The 16,203-nt window shown below is 64.6% G+C and carries 18 protein-coding genes; 5 read left to right on the top strand and 13 right to left on the bottom strand.

What is annotated here, in order from left to right:
• The 11 genes from QFZ69_RS19020 to QFZ69_RS19070 all read right to left on the bottom strand — a co-directional run bounded on the left by QFZ69_RS19020 (position 1) and on the right by QFZ69_RS19070 (position 7,940).
• Positions 1–1,068, bottom strand: a complete 1,068-nt coding sequence (locus tag QFZ69_RS19020) for a LacI family DNA-binding transcriptional regulator (RefSeq protein WP_306913599.1) — start codon at positions 1,066–1,068, stop codon at positions 1–3.
• A gap of 91 nt (positions 1,069–1,159) precedes the next feature.
• Complete coding sequence (locus QFZ69_RS19025; RefSeq protein ID WP_306913601.1) at positions 1,160–1,414, bottom strand: hypothetical protein; 255 nt, start codon at positions 1,412–1,414, stop codon at positions 1,160–1,162.
• Positions 1,415–1,424: 10 nt separating this feature from the next.
• Positions 1,425–2,312, bottom strand: a complete 888-nt coding sequence (locus QFZ69_RS19030) for a carbohydrate ABC transporter permease (protein WP_306913603.1) — start codon at positions 2,310–2,312, stop codon at positions 1,425–1,427.
• Positions 2,309–3,346: a carbohydrate ABC transporter permease gene (locus tag QFZ69_RS19035; protein ID WP_306913604.1), complete on the bottom strand. Its 1,038-nt coding sequence runs from the start codon at positions 3,344–3,346 to the stop codon at positions 2,309–2,311. Before QFZ69_RS19035 ends, QFZ69_RS19030 begins: the two co-directional genes overlap by 4 nt.
• A gap of 7 nt (positions 3,347–3,353) precedes the next feature.
• Complete coding sequence (locus QFZ69_RS19040; protein WP_306913606.1) at positions 3,354–4,643, bottom strand: ABC transporter substrate-binding protein; 1,290 nt, start codon at positions 4,641–4,643, stop codon at positions 3,354–3,356.
• A 219-nt stretch (positions 4,644–4,862) separates the two neighbouring features.
• On the bottom strand, positions 4,863–5,474 hold the full coding sequence (locus QFZ69_RS19045; RefSeq protein WP_306913607.1) for a hypothetical protein: 612 nt from the start codon (positions 5,472–5,474) through the stop codon (positions 4,863–4,865).
• Positions 5,471–6,109: a hypothetical protein gene (locus tag QFZ69_RS19050; RefSeq protein WP_373461734.1), complete on the bottom strand. Its 639-nt coding sequence runs from the start codon at positions 6,107–6,109 to the stop codon at positions 5,471–5,473. Before QFZ69_RS19050 ends, QFZ69_RS19045 begins: the two co-directional genes overlap by 4 nt.
• Positions 6,106–6,489 (bottom strand): hypothetical protein, encoded by a 384-nt coding sequence (locus QFZ69_RS19055; RefSeq protein ID WP_306913609.1) that lies wholly within the window; start codon positions 6,487–6,489, stop codon positions 6,106–6,108. The genes QFZ69_RS19050 and QFZ69_RS19055 overlap by 4 nt, the downstream gene beginning before the upstream one ends.
• Entirely contained in the window at positions 6,486–6,677 is a 192-nt protein-coding gene (locus QFZ69_RS19060; protein ID WP_264355849.1) for a hypothetical protein, read from the bottom strand. Before QFZ69_RS19060 ends, QFZ69_RS19055 begins: the two co-directional genes overlap by 4 nt.
• Positions 6,674–7,135: an Asp23/Gls24 family envelope stress response protein gene (locus QFZ69_RS19065; protein ID WP_306913612.1), complete on the bottom strand. Its 462-nt coding sequence runs from the start codon at positions 7,133–7,135 to the stop codon at positions 6,674–6,676. Before QFZ69_RS19065 ends, QFZ69_RS19060 begins: the two co-directional genes overlap by 4 nt.
• A gap of 457 nt (positions 7,136–7,592) precedes the next feature.
• Positions 7,593–7,940: a hypothetical protein gene (locus tag QFZ69_RS19070; RefSeq protein WP_306913613.1), complete on the bottom strand. Its 348-nt coding sequence runs from the start codon at positions 7,938–7,940 to the stop codon at positions 7,593–7,595.
• A 347-nt stretch (positions 7,941–8,287) separates the two neighbouring features.
• Here QFZ69_RS19070 and QFZ69_RS19075 point away from each other — a divergent pair, with 347 nt between their 5' ends.
• A complete protein-coding gene (locus tag QFZ69_RS19075; RefSeq protein WP_306913615.1) occupies positions 8,288–9,247 on the top strand; it encodes an IS481 family transposase in 960 nt (319 codons plus the stop codon).
• A 10-nt stretch (positions 9,248–9,257) separates the two neighbouring features.
• On the opposite strand, the gene QFZ69_RS19080 is transcribed toward QFZ69_RS19075, so the two are convergent.
• Positions 9,258–9,497, bottom strand: a complete 240-nt coding sequence (locus tag QFZ69_RS19080; RefSeq protein WP_306913617.1) for a hypothetical protein — start codon at positions 9,495–9,497, stop codon at positions 9,258–9,260.
• A 792-nt stretch (positions 9,498–10,289) separates the two neighbouring features.
• Between QFZ69_RS19080 and QFZ69_RS19085 the strand changes: the two genes are divergently transcribed.
• Complete coding sequence (locus tag QFZ69_RS19085) at positions 10,290–10,835, top strand: DUF4386 domain-containing protein (RefSeq protein WP_306919507.1); 546 nt, start codon at positions 10,290–10,292, stop codon at positions 10,833–10,835.
• A gap of 497 nt (positions 10,836–11,332) precedes the next feature.
• Here QFZ69_RS19085 and QFZ69_RS19090 read toward each other — a convergent pair whose 3' ends face one another.
• Entirely contained in the window at positions 11,333–12,223 is an 891-nt protein-coding gene (locus QFZ69_RS19090; protein WP_306913618.1) for a LysR substrate-binding domain-containing protein, read from the bottom strand.
• Positions 12,224–12,340: 117 nt separating this feature from the next.
• Between QFZ69_RS19090 and QFZ69_RS19095 the strand changes: the two genes are divergently transcribed.
• From QFZ69_RS19095 to QFZ69_RS19105, 3 genes are read left to right on the top strand one after another with little or no spacing between them, the layout of a single operon-like run.
• Positions 12,341–13,108 carry an enoyl-CoA hydratase/isomerase family protein gene (locus tag QFZ69_RS19095; RefSeq protein WP_306913620.1) on the top strand — a complete coding sequence of 256 codons (768 nt, stop codon included), beginning with the start codon at positions 12,341–12,343 and terminating at the stop codon, positions 13,106–13,108.
• Positions 13,109–13,118: 10 nt separating this feature from the next.
• Positions 13,119–14,720: an acyl-CoA synthetase gene (locus tag QFZ69_RS19100; protein ID WP_306913621.1), complete on the top strand. Its 1,602-nt coding sequence runs from the start codon at positions 13,119–13,121 to the stop codon at positions 14,718–14,720.
• Positions 14,717–16,039 carry an MFS transporter gene (locus QFZ69_RS19105; RefSeq protein ID WP_306913622.1) on the top strand — a complete coding sequence of 441 codons (1,323 nt, stop codon included), beginning with the start codon at positions 14,717–14,719 and terminating at the stop codon, positions 16,037–16,039. The genes QFZ69_RS19100 and QFZ69_RS19105 overlap by 4 nt, the downstream gene beginning before the upstream one ends.
• Positions 16,040–16,203 lie beyond the last annotated feature (164 nt).

A 16,203-nucleotide genomic window follows, 5' to 3' on the forward strand; every position in this document is an offset into this window, starting at 1 on the left:
CTAGGCGAGCGTGGCCCCGGACCGTGGCGGCGCCGTCGTCCTGCGGACGATCAGCTGGTGCGGCGCGACGGTGGAACGGACCGCCCCGGCCGCTCCGTCAAGCTCGTCCAGCAGCATTTTCGTCCCCAGCTCGGCCTGTTCGTCGGGGCGCTGCCCGACCGTGGTGAGACCCATGGCTTCCGAGAAGTCGTGGTCATCGATCCCGATCACGGACAGCTCCCCCGGGACCCGGACGCCGACCCGGGTCGCCTCGAAAATCACTCCCATGGCCATCTCGTCCGATGCGCAGAAGATCGCCGTCGGCTTCGGGCCGGGGCGGTCCCAGAGCCGGTTGAACGCGTCCTGGCCGCTGCGGACGGTGAAGTCGCCCCACTCGTCCCACTCCGGCCGCACGGCCAACCGGGCTTCCGCCATCATTTCCTGGAATGCCTTGATCCGGACCCGCGGGACGTCGAAGTTCAGGTCGGTCGCGTCGTCGCCGTGCAGCAGGGCGATGTCCCTGTGCCCGAGACTGATGAGGTGGCGCACCGCCGTTGCGGCGGCCGCATAGTCGTCAATGCCGATGTAGGGGCATTCCTCCACGTGCCCGCCCACCACGACGAGGGGGATATCGATCTTCTGGAGGTGCTCGATTTCCTCGTGTGTCAGGGCCATACAGAGGACCAGAAGCGCATCGATCTGCTTGTACACCATGGTCTTGCTGAAGAGCCGCTCACGGTTGCTTCCGTGGCCGCCGAGGTTGAACAGGGAGAGATTGTACTGGCGGGCGTGCAGTTCCCGGTCCGCGCCCTCGATCGCCTTGGAGAAGAACCAGCGGCTGACGAACGGCGCCAGGACACCGATGGTCCGGGTCCGCCCGGTGGCCAGTCCCGACGCCGACGACGACGCCACGTAGCCCAGGGCTTCCGCGATGCCCAGGATCTTTTCCCGGGTGGCCGGGGAGACCCGGGGCAAACCGCGGACGGCCCGGGACACGGTGGCGGTGGAGACTCCGGCCGCGGCTGCGACATCCTCAATACTGACGCCGGAGTGGCCGCCCCGCTGCGCTCTGTCTGTTGTCCGTGCCACCGTGTCCCTTTGTTCACTTGTCGGCGCGGGCCTCGCGGCCCGCGCAGAGCTGCCTTCGCTAGCCTTCCCCATGGCAACTGTCGATCGCGCCTCAGCTGCGCCGCGTCGCGGTCCTTTCGGGCAGCCGGCGGCGCAGCCGGATCATTCCGTACAGTGCCAGCACTGCGGCCAGCAGGCCGAGGGCCCAGCCGAGGGCAGGCTGGGCCGTCACCTCCATCCAGACGGTGACCACCAGCAGCACCAGCGCCCAGAAGCCCAGGAGCCCGATGATGATGTCGAAGTCCTCGCCGGAGCGCACCCGGCGGTGCTCGCTGCGCACGAAGCCATGGTTCGGCTTTCCGCTCATTGCCCGGCCGTCACTTCACCGCGCCGGCGGTCAAACCCGCGACGATCTTGCGCTGGAAGATGAGCACCAGGATCACCAGCGGAATGGTCACGATTGTTCCGGCGGCCATGATGGCGGTGTACGGAATCTGCTGGGGCTGGGCCCCGGCAAAGTTAGCGATAGCCACCGTCACGGGCTGGGTTGCGTCGTTGGAAAGCTGGCTGGCAATCAGGAACTCATTCCAGGACGAGATGAACGCCAGGATTGCGGTCGTGAAGATGGCCGGTGCCGCCAGCGGCATGATCACCTTGCGGAAGGCCTGCCCCTGGGTGCAGCCGTCCACGCGGGCGGCTTCCTCCAGCTCCCACGGCATTTCCCGGAAGAACGAGGTCATGGTGTAGACCGTCAGCGGGAGCACGAAGGAGATGTTGGGAATGATCAGCGCCTGGTAGGTGCCAATCCAGCCGATGTTGGTGAACAGCTGGAACAGCGGGGTGATGAGGGCGACACCGGGGAACATGGATGCCCCCAGGATGAAACCCAGCACCAGGTACTTGAAGCGGAAATTCAACCGGGCCAAGGCATAGGCCGCGAAAACGCCGATCACCAGCGAGATCACGGTCACCGTCACCCCGATGAACACGCTGTTGGCCAGCGCCTGGCCGAACCTGTTGCCGAACGAGGTGTCGAAGGCGGTGATGAAGTTGTCCAGCGTCACGTGAGTGGGCAGGAGCGAGGTGTCGTAGGTGAAGCCCACCTCGCGGAACGCGGTCACCACCATCCAGTACGCCGGTGCGAGGCACCAGACCAGGATGACGGCGGCGCTGATGTAGGTGCGCGCCTGTGCCCACTTCTCGCGGTTCTGGGCTACCTTCCGGCCCTGGTCCTGCCTGGCCCGGAGTTCGGTCGCGGCGGTCATTTCTTCCCCTTACCGGTGCCGCCGCTTTGCTCCACGACATTCGCTCCAAGGAAGCGGACGAAAATGAAAGCCACGACAAAGATGATGATGAACGTAATGGTGGACAAGGCGGCGGCTGCGTTGAAGCCTTGCCTGATCTGGTTGATCACCAGGATGGACAGCGTGGTGGTGTTGTTGGAACCTTCCGTCAGGATGTACGGAAGGTCGAACATGCGCAGTGCATCCAAGGTCCGGAAGAGGATGGCGACCATGAGCGCCGGTTTGACCAGCGGCAGGGTGATCATCCGGAACCGCTGCCATGCGGAGGCGCCGTCGACCTTGGCCGCCTCGTAGACGTCGGCGGGAATCATCTGCAGGCCGGCCAGGATCAACAGCGCCATGAACGGCGTCGTCTTCCAGGTGTCGGCGATGATGACCGCCCACTTCGCCGGCCATTCGCTGCCCGTCCACAGGATCGTGGTGTTGAAGAGCTTGTTAGCGATGCCCTCGAAGGCGAAGATGAACAGCCAGAGCTGGGCGGTGACGGCGGTGGGGATGGCCCAGGGAACCAGGACGGCGGCGCGGACGAGGCTGCGGCCTTTGAAGGTCCGGGCCATGATGAGGGCCATCCAGAAGCCGAGGATTGTCTCCAGCGTCACGGTGACAATGGTGAAGAAGAAGGTTGTTGCTGTGGCCGACCAGAACTGCGCGCCCAGCGTTCCGGGAGGGCAGGCTACGGTTCCGCCGCCGGGAGCGGCGCACTGCTGGGCGATCCAGTTGACGTAGTTCTGCACGCCCGCGGGTCCGCCGGCGGTGAACAGACCCGTGACAGGGTCAAGGCCGGCATCCTTCTGGAACGACATCACGATGGCGCTGATGATCGGGTAGACGATCACGACGGCGAGCGCGATGATCGTCGGCGTAAGGAGCCATGCGGCCCAGCGGCCCTGGCTCGCAATGCGGTTATCCTCCCCGACGCCCTTGGGCGCGTGGTGGATCGGGGTCCCGCCCGACGCCGGTTCCTTGACCGGCGTCGGGCCCAATTCGGTTGCCATAATGGAGCTACTGTCCCGCGCTAGCGGACTCGATGGACTTCTGCATATCAGACAAAGCGGAATCAACGGTCTTCTCGCCCTTGATGGCCGAGTACGCATTTTCCTGGATGGCCTTGGTGACGGCCGGGTAGAACGGGGTGACAGGACGCGGCACCGCGTTCTCGATCGAGGTCTTCAGCACCGGCAGGTACGGAAGCTTCGAGACGAGCTCCTGGTCATCGTAAAGTGCGCCGAGAACCGGGGCGAGCGAGCCCTGGGTTGCGTAGAACTTCTGGGTTTCCTCGGAGGTGAGGAACGTGAGGAAGTCCTTGGCCGTCGCCTTGTTCTTCGAGTAAACGCTCATGCCGGCGCTGTGTCCGCCGAGCGTCGATGCTCCGGGGCCTTCCTTACCCGGAAGGGCGGCCATGCCCAGGACATCCTTGACCTTCGAGGAGCCTTCGGTCACCGCCAGGTTGTAGACGTACGGCCAGTTGCGGTGGAACAGCAGCTTGCCGTCCTGGAAGGCCTGCCGGCCCTGCTCCTCCTGGAAGGTGATGCCTTCCTTCGGGATGTTGCCGTCCGCGTACGCCTTGGCCAGGTTTTCGAGGCCCGCCTTGGCTTCGGCGGTGGTCAGGCTCGGCTTGCCGTCATCGTCAAGCACGGAGCCGCCGGCCGAGTTGATGGCTTCGGAGGCGTTGACCGTGAGGCCCTCGTACTTGGCGTACTGGCCGGCAAAGCAGCCGATGTTGTTCGCCTTGGCGATGGAGCACATCTGCATCATCTCGTCCCAGGTCGTGGGCGCCGTGGGGACGAGGTCCTTGCGGTAGTACAGGATGCCACCGTCGGAGTTCTGCGGGGCGGCGTACAGGGTGCCCTTGTAGGAGGCACTGTCAACCGTGGGCTTCAACATCTTCGAGGTGTCGAGCGCCATTTTGTCCTTGAGCGGCTGGAGCCAGCCCTTGGCCGCGAACTCGGCGGTCCAGACGACGTCAACGCTGACGACGTCGTAGTTTGCGTTCTTGGCCTGGAAGTTCTGGACGAGGTCGTCGTGCTGCTGGTCGGCCTGGTCGGTCTGCTCCTTGAACGTGACCTTCTCGTTCGGGTGCGCGGCGTTCCACTTTTCGATCAGCGGGCGCACGACGTTGCTGTTGTCCTTGCCCTGGACATACGTGATGGGACCGCGGCCGTCGAGGCCTTGCTCGGCGTCGCCGCCGCCGGCGGTCGTGCCGCCGCCACCGCTCCCCCCGCCACAGGCTGAAAGGGTCAGGGCTAAAACGCCTGCCGTGGCTACGGGAAGTAGGAACTTAGGGGTTTTCATACTGGAGGGCTCCTCGCTGAGTACCGGTAAAGAGGCGGTGCTGTTGGTGTGGTGCCCATCACAGTAGTTAACCCTGCGTGAGGAATGCAAGCGTTTACATCACTCTTTATCAAAAGGAGACGCAGCCCAGCTGCCCCGTAGACCGCGTGAATCCGGCCTTTTGGACCGAACTTGGGCGGTGGAGTGCAAACCGGAACGTTACCGGAACTTAACCAAGAGTCAGCGGACGCGTTCGGCCCGGCCAAACCGGGACCGCGCTCCAGAGCTGATGTGGATGAGCACAGGCGTGCGTTTGCCGACCACTGCATCGAGCGCCTCGACAAGGGCCGACACCTCGGCCGCAAGCAAATGCGGAGCCACACCCTGGCGTGGCTGCACACGGATCTTGAGGGCAGGCTCCCCGCGGAGCTCATAGGTGGCGACGGTGACTCCGGCGAGGTCGGGCCGGTCGGCGAGCGCCGCCCGCAGGGCCTGCTCGGCGACGCCGCCGCCGATCCGGACGTTTCCCGCCACTTCGCCGGGATCCTCTTCGGCCGCCAGCAGGCTGGCGCGGCCTTTGCCCTGCTGCGCCGCCCAGGCCACCATGGCGCCCATCACGGCCAGAATCAGCACGGCCAGTACCAGCCACAGCCAGCTCTCCTGCCGGCCCGGGAAGCGCGTGCGCTCGAAAAGGTCCTGCCAATTGCTCCAAGCGCCGGCCGTCCAAGTCCGCCACCAGGCGCCGACCGCCGGAACGCTCGCGAGCAGAACCAGCAGCGTGCCGAGGGCAATCAGTATGGTGCCCAGGATGCCGATCAGGACGCGATTGAGGATTCTTGGGGTGTTGTTCATGCGCCGATGATTCCCCCTGAGGCCACGTTGATGCGGACATCCGGCAGCGGGGTCGGCTCCATCTCCCTCAGTTCCTCCTGCACCGCCGCCAGGACGGCCTCCGCATGCAGCGGGACTCCGGAGGTCGGAAGGACATTGACGAGTACATGGCTTCTCGAGACGATGACCATCACCTGCTCCTGCGTCACGTTGGCGGCCAGCCGAGCGCGGCGCGCCAGGGCGGAGGCAATCACTTCGTCGTCGACAACGACGGCGGCACGGCGGTCCCGCAGGAGGTGGCGCGCCCTGCGGCCCGGCAGCACGGCATTGAGAAAGAAAAACAGGCCGACCATCACCAGCACCGCACCGAGGACGCCGAGCAGGAGCGGCGGGACCCCGCCGGGGAGCGCCATGATCCGCTCCGCCGCGGCTTCCGGGTCCACGAGCCATGGCGGCTGGCCGATGGCACGCACTGCTGTTTCCAGGAGTGCATAGCCACACAGCACGATCACGAGAACGGCGGCGATGACAGCGGGCACCGCGCGCGAGGACCGGGTCTCGCGCTTCAGGATCCACTCCATCCCGGCGGCCCCGTTCCCGGGATCCGGCGGAGCGGCGTCGACCGCCGGGTTCCTGCGTTCCGTGGCATGGCTCAACGGACCCGCCTTCCTTCACTGACGCTGGCACCGCTGATCCGAATGTCCACCCGGCTCAGCCGGGCGCCGCTGAGCTCTGTCACGCGGCCGAGAATGGCCGCCTTGGCCGCCACGGCCCGGTCCCAGATGGAGCCGCCGAAGCCAGCCACCCGACCGGGGTCCCGGAGGACTGCCGCCAGCGAGGGCACCGTGATCGGGGTGACGAGGGACAAGGCCAGCAGGCCGTCGTCGTCGGACCATTCGGCCCGCACCTCGTGTGGTGCAACGCCGAGGGCCTCGGCTGCGGCGGCGCGTGCCAGGCTGGTCAGGGCCTGGGTGCTGATTCGGTTGTGGCCGGCAAGTGCCCGGCCGTGGACTGCCACCCCGGCCGTGCTGCTCATGAGGAGGAACGCCGGCCGGTCAGGGCGTCGAGCACGCCGCGCAGGTCCAGTTTCCCTTCCGCTGCCCGCCCCAGCAGGGCTCCGATGCCCATGAACAGCAGGGAACCCAGGAATCCCCAGGCCCCAAACTGGAAGGACATGAACGCCACGAAGGCGCCGACTGCTATCCCTACAACGGTCAGATTCATTGGATTGCCTCCCTCATGGGCCTGGCCTCACCGGCAACGGGGGGCTTCACCGGGCCGGGCAGGAACACGTCATGGATCTCGATGTTGACCTCAATGACCTGCAGCCCGACAAGCTCCTCAACCGCCGTGTAGACGGCAGCGCGGATTTGGTCCGCCAGGGCATGAAGCGGTGTGCCGTAGACCGCCACGAGGTCAATATCGACGGCCACCTGGGTTTCGCCTACTTCGGCCCGCACACCGGCGGCGTGGTCCGCCCCGCCGACCGCGTCGCGGATCGCCCCGAGGGCGCGGGACGGTCCTGATCCAAGGGAATAGACGCCGGGAACCGAGCGGGCAGCGATTCCCGCGACCTTCGCGACGGCGGCCTCGGAAATGACGGTCCGGCCCCCACCAGTTGGTGCGGCTGTGGGCAGCTCGGGCACGGAGCCCGCCCTGGGCTGGGAATTCTGGTATTCCACGAGGCACTCCCCCTTCTCTTTGACACCACCCTAGCCCCTGACGGCGGCAACAGGGCCGCGTGCCGCCGATGGAAAAGCCAGGGGATAGGCGATCCCGATCCCGGGAGGCAGACTCCAGGGGCTGGGCCGGATTGGGCCGGGTTGTCAGGCGCAACACCCGTCGCCCGTGGCGCATGCTGTCGCAAAGGACGTTCGATTCAGATGGCCCGTCCCGCAAGCTGGCTCCATCGTTTGAGACCATGGAGCCAGCCTGTGCGGAAAGCGGCATGGCGAGCACACCGTGTGGCCGTCCCCCATTTTGCCGGGTCGGGCCACGTCCCACCGCTAGAGTAACCACAGGTCAGCGAACCGGCAACGGCCTGCCGCCAGCCTCAGCTACGGCGACCATTCGTTTCGTAAGCTGGGGGTCCTTTCAGCCAGCCGCGAGGATGTGTGGGGTTCTTGCGGAATTTGTTCTTCAGGCCGCCGCTCGTTCAGCGATCGCGGCGTGGACATCGTTGGCGTACAGCGTGCCATTCCCGCTCTTCTCGGCTTGTTCCACCAATCCCGCAACGGCGTCCAGTTTCGCCGCCTGCTCCCTCACCAGGGCGAGGAGGTAGGCCCGGTCCCTCACCGACTGGGCCTCGACGCCGGTTACGGATGCGTTCCGGTCCCCGGTAAGCCGCGCGTCGATCTCGGCGAGCTCCTCACGCTGGCTCAGAGGCGTTTCGCTGAGGCCGTCTACCTGGTCGAGGTGGGAGTACTGGGGCCACGGGTCATCGGCAATCAGGTGCCGGCGGACAAACGTGCGGACCCAGGCGATCATCGGTACTCCTCGAACTAGACCGTGGCAACAGCGTACTGCTAGCCACGCGCGGCGGACCCTGTCTTTATGTGAACAGCTCCCCGGACCGTCTGCGTTTGCGCACATGCGGGCACCCGGGCAACGAAAAAAACCCCGCAACCCCCGTGTAAACATGGGAACTGCGGGATCGGGTGCTGACGCTGTCCATGCGACCAGGAGATCAATCGAAAGCGAGAACGCGGCCGCGAGGCATCTAGCTGTATTAACCACAGACGTTAGTGACGGTCGGCGTGGTGTGGTGACATGAAGAAGACCTCCGAGTGGAGTGGGGCTTGTCTAGAGTCCAATTCCACAAACGGAGGTCTTCAATGTCCCACCCTAATGCTTTTCTCGCCCGCAGGGGACGGATCGAGCTGGCAAAGTGCATTGTCGAGGACGGCTGGCCGTTACGTCGGGCTGCAGAACGTTTTCAGGTCTCCGTCCCGACCGCGGCGCGCTGGGCCAGCCGCTACCGGGAGCTGGGCGAAGACGGCATGGAGGACCTCTCCAGCCGGCCGTCCCGGTCCCCGCGCCGCACTCCTGCCCGGCGGGAACGACGAATCATCGCGCTGCGGGTCAACCGCCGCTGGGGGCCGGCGAGGATCGGTTACCTGCTCGGTATCCACCCGTCCACCGTGCACAAGGTCCTCTCCCGGTACCGGCTTGCCAGGCTGTCGTGGCTGGACCGGGCCACGGGCAGGGTGATCCGCCGCTACGAGCACCAGAACCCCGGGGACATGGTCCACGTGGACATCAAGAAACTCGGCCGGATTCCTGACGGCGGCGGACACCGCGTGACCGGCCGGGCCGCGGGGAACCGGAACAAGACCGGCACAAACGCCAACCGCAGGCCCGGCTACGCTTACCTGCATAACGCAGTCGATGACCACTCCCGCTTTGCCTACACCGAGATCCTCTCTGACGAGAAGAAAGAAACCGCCGCCGGCTTCTGGGAACGGGCAAACGCTGCCTTCAACGCCGCCGGGATCACGGTGAGCCGGGTCTTGACAGATAACGGCTCCTGCTACCGCTCCCGCGTCTTCGCCCAGGCTCTCGGTGCGGACATCAAGCACAAACGCACGCGCCCCTATCGCCCCCAGACCAACGGAAAGGTTGAGCGGTTCAACCGCACCATGCTCGACGAATGGGCCTACGCGAAGCCCTACGCATCAGAGGCCGAGCGTGTTGCCGCTTTCCCCGCCTGGTTGCACCACTACAATCACAACCGAGGCCACACCTCACTCAAGGGTCAACCACCCGCCAGCCGTGTCACCAACCTCCGTGGGTAATACATCTAGCTCAGGCGGCGGAGCGCTCACTCACTGGGCGACGGCGCAGCCCCGTCTTCTGGATCGCCGGCGGCACGTACGCCTGGTCGAGTGTGCCGACGTCGGTCCCGGGCGGGACGATTTCATCGATCCGGTCAAGCACGTCGTCTGAGAGGACGGTGCCCACTCCCGCGAGGAGCTCGTCGAGCCGGTCCCCGCTGCAACATCCGGTGGCTGCTTCCAGGCGGTTGTGCAGCTGCCCCACGAGCATGCCGCGTCCTCGCACTGGCCGGCCGGCTCGGGATGACAGGCCTCATCTGAGGACCTGCGGCCCCCGCTGCTCCGCGGGACTCCACCTTTGCAGCCCGGGCCGGTCGAACCCGTCCAGGAGCAGATCCAGCGCGGACGCGAAACCTCCGGCGTTTTGGCTATTGCGGGTCTTGGCAGCGGGGAGGACCATAGGCCTCAGCCGGCGCTAAAGAAAGTGCCGCGTGTTCTCTGTCATTGGGGCCACGGCCGCTCTACCAGCGCAGAGCTGCAACGCTGGCCCCGTTGGATGAGGCGAGACCCGTGTCTCAGCTTCGTTCGCCAAGACCCACTGGCCCAGAATTCACCGCGATTGATTACGGCCGGCATCGTCCTCCCTGCCCGCCGGGCGATGCCCGCTTCCAGCGCATCTACCAGCCCGGGCAGGAGGCTCCGGAGGCCATCCGCCTCCTTGTGCGCCCGGAAGGTCAGGGGAAAGGGGCGCGCAGTCACCGTCTGAGCCGTGATCTGCCGGACTCCCCGGTTATCACGTCGGCACTTTTTGGAACCAAGGTCAGCCACACTACAAAAGGGACAGGGACCATGCACAACCAGATACGGACGAATGCGCTGGCACGCAACGGCATCGGATCATATAGAACAACCGCCAGGACCGTGGGGGCGATCTACCTGGCGGGGATGTTTATTGGCATTCCTGGAAACATTCTCGTTCTGTCCGTCCTTTCCGCGCCGGACCGGCTCGCCTCGCTTTCGGAAAACGGCACGCTGCTGGCAACCGGAGCGGTGGTTGCTGACCGTGGTCGGCGACGCCGCTCACGGGATCCTGATGTTCCCTGTCCTGAAGCAGCACAACGAGCGCATGGCCATCGGCTACCTGAGCTTCAGGATCATGGATGCCACCTTCATTGCCATCATGGGCCTTTTGATCCTTGCCCAGATTCCCATCGGCAGATTAAGCACACAGGCAGAAGCATCCGAGGCGCTCCACCTGCAAGGCCTGAGCACGGTCTTCATGCAGACACACCTTTATGCGTACAGCATCGCCATGCTTACCCTGGGCATAGCCGGCCTGCTTGTGTGTTATGTCTTCTACAGGACGGGCCTGCTTCCACGGCCGTTGGCCGTCTGGGGCCTCGCCGGGTACGCGGTCATTCTGTGCGGGTCCGTGCTGGAAGTCTTCGGGTTCGATCTGCTGTCGATCCACGCGATTCCGGGCGGCCTCTGGGAGGTGTTCGTCGGCGTATGGCTGATCGTCAAGGGCTTCACCCCCATAACCGGCCCTTCCGCATCGCCCACGTCCTCCACGACACCCGACCCGATGCCGCTCCCCGCGCCCAACTGACGCCCGACGAGAAGGCGACACAGGCGCAAAAGACGCGATGAAGGCCGAGGGCGCTGGATTCAGCTGGCGGCCGCAATACTCCGGCTGGGAGGCCGGCCTACCGGCCGTCATCATTCCGCCGGCGCCAAGCTCATGCCATTTGGATTAACCCAAACCAGGCGGGTGCGTTGAGCGCCCCGACCAGAGAGTGCAAGCCATGAACGCGGCAACCATTCCCGGTCCCGCCAATGGCCCTGGACCCGGCGCTCGTGCCCGCCGCCTGATCTTCGTCAGCCTCATCCCGCCGACCACCGGCGGGCTCGCGAATACAGCGCAATGCGTGATCCCGGGACTCAATTCGCGGTCACGTTACGCACGGCTGATGGAGTCGTCTTTCGACTTGGGCGGCGGGTCGGCGTGTTTGATGTCCTCGCTGTTTCGACGCCTCGTCCCGGCGGACAATTTGCGACAGGCCGTAGCGCAATATGGTCGGACAAAAAATACTTGAGTTCGGTTGCTCATGGCTTTCCTGCGTGGAGCCCTGCGGTGACGGCTTCCGCGAATGCGTCCGTCTCGGCTGAGCGTCGGCTCTTGAGCCAGATGGCCGACGTCTGCCATGCCAATGGGTCACCTTCCAAAGGCCGCCATACGATGCCGTCGGGCAGCTCGGTCCAAGGGCTCTCGTTGAAGTGCACTCCGCGTCCCGCGAGGATCAGTCCGTGGGTGAAGTGCTGGCTGCGCGCGTGCACAATGGCGGACGGCAGGTAGCCCGCGTCCCTGCATGTATGCAGGAAATGGTCATAAAGTGGCGGGGCCATGAGTCGCGGAAAGATGATCAGCGGGTTGCCCTGGAGGTCCCGTAACCGGATCGAAGATTGTGATGCCAACGGGTGCGAGGCGTTGAGGACCACCCCTAGGGCGTTTGAGGATACCGGCCCCGATTCGAAGCCGACGCTGCTCAACGGGTGGCGCACCACGGCCACATCCAGTTCGCCGTCGCGCAATCTTTCCACTTGCTCCATGGTGGTGAGTTCGTGGAGATTCAATAGCACGTCAGGTACAGCGGAGGCGAAAGATTCCACCATCACCTTCAGCGATCTGGGGTTAGTGTCCGGCGGCACGGCTACCTGCAGAACACCGGAAGCACCGGGACGGATCCGCCGGATCGATTCCTGCGCCATCGCGACGTTCTCGAGCACGTTCCGTGCGTGTTCCAGGAGTAGCGCACCCGGTTCCGAAAGTTCCACGCCCGTCCGCCGGCGGTGGAACAGTTGGACTCCCAGTTCCTTTTCAAGGTCCTTGATTCGCTGCGACAGTGGTGGCTGGGCCATGTGCAGCCGCTGCGCCGCCCGGCCGAAATGGAGCTCCTCGCTGAGCACCACAAAATACTTGAGATGGTGAAGGTCCATGAGCTTGACCATATCAGTTTGGTATCAGGGCGAGTAGATATTGATGTTAGACCGGTCACATCGGGAGGTGTTCTGATGGATGCAATCCCGCAGGAACCATGAAAGGAAACACCACCCGTGTCCCAGGATGTCATCTTCACCCAGACCGATTCGACCGCCATCGTCACTCTTAACCGCCCGGACAAACTCAACGCCTGGACCGAATCCATGCGCAACGAACTCATCGCCCACCTCGAAGGGCTCAAGGGCAATACGGAGATCCGCTGCGTCATCCTCACGGGCAGCGGTCGGGCCTTCTGCGCCGGGCAGGATCTCGCCGAGACCGCGTCCATGGACCCGGAAGACCACGCGGCCGCCGAGGCCTGGATCGATGGTTTCGACCGCCTCTACCGTGCGGTCCGTAACCTGGACCAAATCACCATTGCCGCAGTCAATGGAGTCGCGGCCGGCTCCGGTTTCCAGTACTCGCTCCTCGCTGACCTCCGCGTAGGAGATTCGAAAGTACGTATGGGCCAGCCCGAGGTACTTTCCGGCATCCCCAGCATCACCGGGATCTGGGCCATGTGGAGCATCCTGGGTAAATCCAAGACCTCCCAGTTTGTCCTCACCGGCGAACTCGTGGACGCAGCCGAGGCCCAGCGGCTGGGACTGTTGAACTATCTGGCGGACGACGGCGGGGTGCTGGACTACGCGAAGGAACTCGCTTCCCGTCTCAGCCTGCTTCCCCCGGGCGCCGTGCGCCTGACCAAGAACCGCCTCCGCAGCCTCGAGGAGGACGACCTCAGCGATGCCATGGCCGAAGCTAAGCGGGTCCATCGCGAGGCATACGGGACGGGCGAACCGCAGCGCGAAATGGCCCGCTTCCTCGCGGGCCGCGGACGCTAAGGCGGTCGAAATGATCACAACACCATCTCTGGTCGAAGATCACTACGCCAAGATGCTCGCCTCCCACAACTGGGAGGTCCCCGAGGTCTATAACATGGCCGTGGACGTGGCGGACCGCCACCCGCGTCACAAGCGTGCCCTGATCCTTGAGTCCACGATTGAGGGACGCCGGGACGTCAACTGGGGCGAAATCCAGGACCGCTCCCGCCAGATCGCAGCCACCCTGCAGGATGCCGGCATCAAAAAGGGCGACCGCGTTGCCGTCCTGCTTCCGCAACGCGCCGACACTCCCGCCGTCTACCTCGGCGTGCTGAGGACCGGGGCCATCCTGGTCACCATGTCGCTCCTCTGGGCCCCGGAACCCATACGTTTCCGATTGGGAGACAGCGGCGCCACTGTGATCATCGCCGAAGAGGCCAGCAAGGACCTGTTTGCCGGGTACACCGGGGCCTTCATCGACGTCGACAGCCCCGCCATCGCCGAGCGTCCCGCAGTGTTCCAGGACGTCCCTACCAAGGCCGATGACCCAGCCCTCATCTTCTACACCTCCGGTACCACCGGCCGCGCCAAGGGAATAGTCCATGCGCACCGCACCCTCCTGGGCCACAACGAGTTCGATTACTGCCATGCTCTCGGCGACGGTGATGTGTTCTACGGCGCGGGTGACTGGGCTTGGTCCCTGGCCAAGCTCATGGGTCCGCTGCGGGCCGGCGCAACGCACCTTGTGTTCCGTCCGGCCGGCGGCTTCGATCCCGCAGCCCTGCTGGACAGCCTGCAACGGAACAAGGTCACCAGTGCCCTGGTCAACCCCACCTTCCTGCGGAAAATGCGGGAGGACGTTCCCGACGCCGGCACCCGCTTCCCGCTGTCTTTGCGTACGGTCTGCTCCTCCAACGAGCCGCTGACACCTGACCTCATTGACTGGTTCCGGGTCCAGTTCGGAACCACCCTGCTCGACTACTACGGATCCACCGAGTCCTACCCCTTGCTGGGCAACTTCCCTGACGTCCCCGTGAAGTCCGGCTCGATGGGACGCCCGCTCCCCGGCTGGGAGGTCCGGCTTTTGGATGAAGGAGAAAACGAAGTTCCCGTGGGCGCCACCGGCGAGATCTGCCTCCGGGCCCGTTCCAACCCCCAGTACCCGTTGGGATACTGGAACATGCCCGAAGCGTCGGTGGCCGCATTCGGCGGTAACTGGTACCACACAAAGGACCAGGCCTACGCTGATGACGACGGGTACTTCTGGTTCCTGGGACGGATCGACGATGTGATCAAGACGTCCGGTTACCGGGTAGGACCCTACGAACTGGAAGCTGTCATCAGGGAACTTGACCCCGTCAAAGACGTTTCAGTGACGGGCGTTCCGGATGAGCTCCGCGGCCAATCCATCAAAGCATGGGTGGAACTGATGCCGGGCCACAGCGGCGACGCCCAACTGAACAAGTCGATCGTTGCCCACGTTAAGGAGAACTTCTCCCGCTTCGCTTATCCGCGCTACATCGAGTACGTCACCGCGCTGCCGAAATCGGCAACAGGAAAAGTTCAGCGGGCAGAGCTTCGTGCACTTCCCGACCCAGCACCGTCAGACCGCAATGAAGGACTAGCCTCATGAAAACACTGACCGAGAACCCGGTGGGAACTGAGTCCTCCCCGCGCCGGAACCTCAAGCGCGTAGCCGCCGCGGCGGCCGTCGGGAACTTTGTGGAATGGTTCGATTCCGCTGCATACGCCGTGATGTCCGTGACGATCGCTAAACTTTTCTTCCCCGACTACTCCACGACGGCCTCCCTGATGGCCGTGTGGGCCATCTTCGCCGGCGGCTTTATCGCCAGGCCGTTGGGGGCCGCCTTCTTCGGCCGCTACGGCGACAGAATCGGCCGCAACAAAATGCTCGGTTTGTGCGTCCTGATCATGAGTGCGGCCACGTTCTGCATCGGCATCCTGCCCACGTTCGCCGTGATCGGCGTCTGGGCGCCGATCCTACTGTTTGTGTTCCGCGCCATCCAGGGCTTCACCACCGGCGGAGAATATACCGGTTCCTCCGCGTTCATTGTCGAATACGCCCCGGAAGGAAAGCGCGCCACCTACGCCAGCATCATCCCCGCCACTGTAGGACTGGCTTCTGTGGCCGGCGCACTGCTGGGCGCGGCCATTACGGCCAACCTCAGCACGCCGGACCTCCAAGCCTGGGGCTGGCGCATCCCGTTCCTGCTCGCCGCCCCGCTTGGCCTGATCGGCCTCTACATCCGGTCACGGGTGGACGATACTCCCATCTTCCGCGGGCTTGAACAGAAGGGGAATGTGGCCAAGCGCCCGCTCGGAGATGCCATCAGGCTGTGCTCCCGGCAGATCTTCACCCTGTTTGGCTACAGCATCACGAACGCGATCGCCTACTACCTCATGAGTAGCTACATGATCGCGTACATGACCTCCAGCTTGGGCTACTCCAGCACGGAATCGATGATCACCAGCGTTATCACCATGCTGGTTTACACAGTGGCCTGTCCGTTTGCCGCACGGGCCAGCGACCGGTTCGGACGCAAACCCATGCTGCTGGCGGCCTGCCTCGGCTTTGTCGTGCTGACCATTCCGGCATTCTCCATCATGCCTCTGGGCCTTGGTTTCGCAATCCTGGGAACCAGCATCCTGGGATCGCTGGTGGCCGTGATCGGAACATCCAACGTTCCGGCCCTCGTGGAGATGTTCCCCAGCTCGGTTCGCTCCTCTGGATCCGCCATCGGCTACACCCTCGCCTACGTCCTGTTCGGCGGCACGGCACCGTTCGTTGCCACAGGCCTCGTGGCCAGCTTCGGAACCCCGCTGGCCCCTGCCTTCTACCTGATGGCCATGGCGGTAGTCTCCGCCGTCGTCGTCAAGTTCTCCTTCCGCGAAACCAAGTCACTGTCCCTTTCACGGACAACTGTCCTCTAAGGATAATTCCACGTCAGGACTTGATGCGCCTGGCGTGACGCCAGGGGCGCGGCCTCCGGTACCGAATTGGGTTAGCAAACTCACCTCGGATCCCGGAGGTCCGCGCCTTTTTGCGTGCCCGTTAAATACTGCGCCGTCCGCTACGCCACATCCGAGACAGCGCA

Source organism: Arthrobacter sp. V1I7 (assembly GCF_030817015.1).
GTDB lineage: Bacteria > Actinomycetota > Actinomycetes > Actinomycetales > Micrococcaceae > Arthrobacter.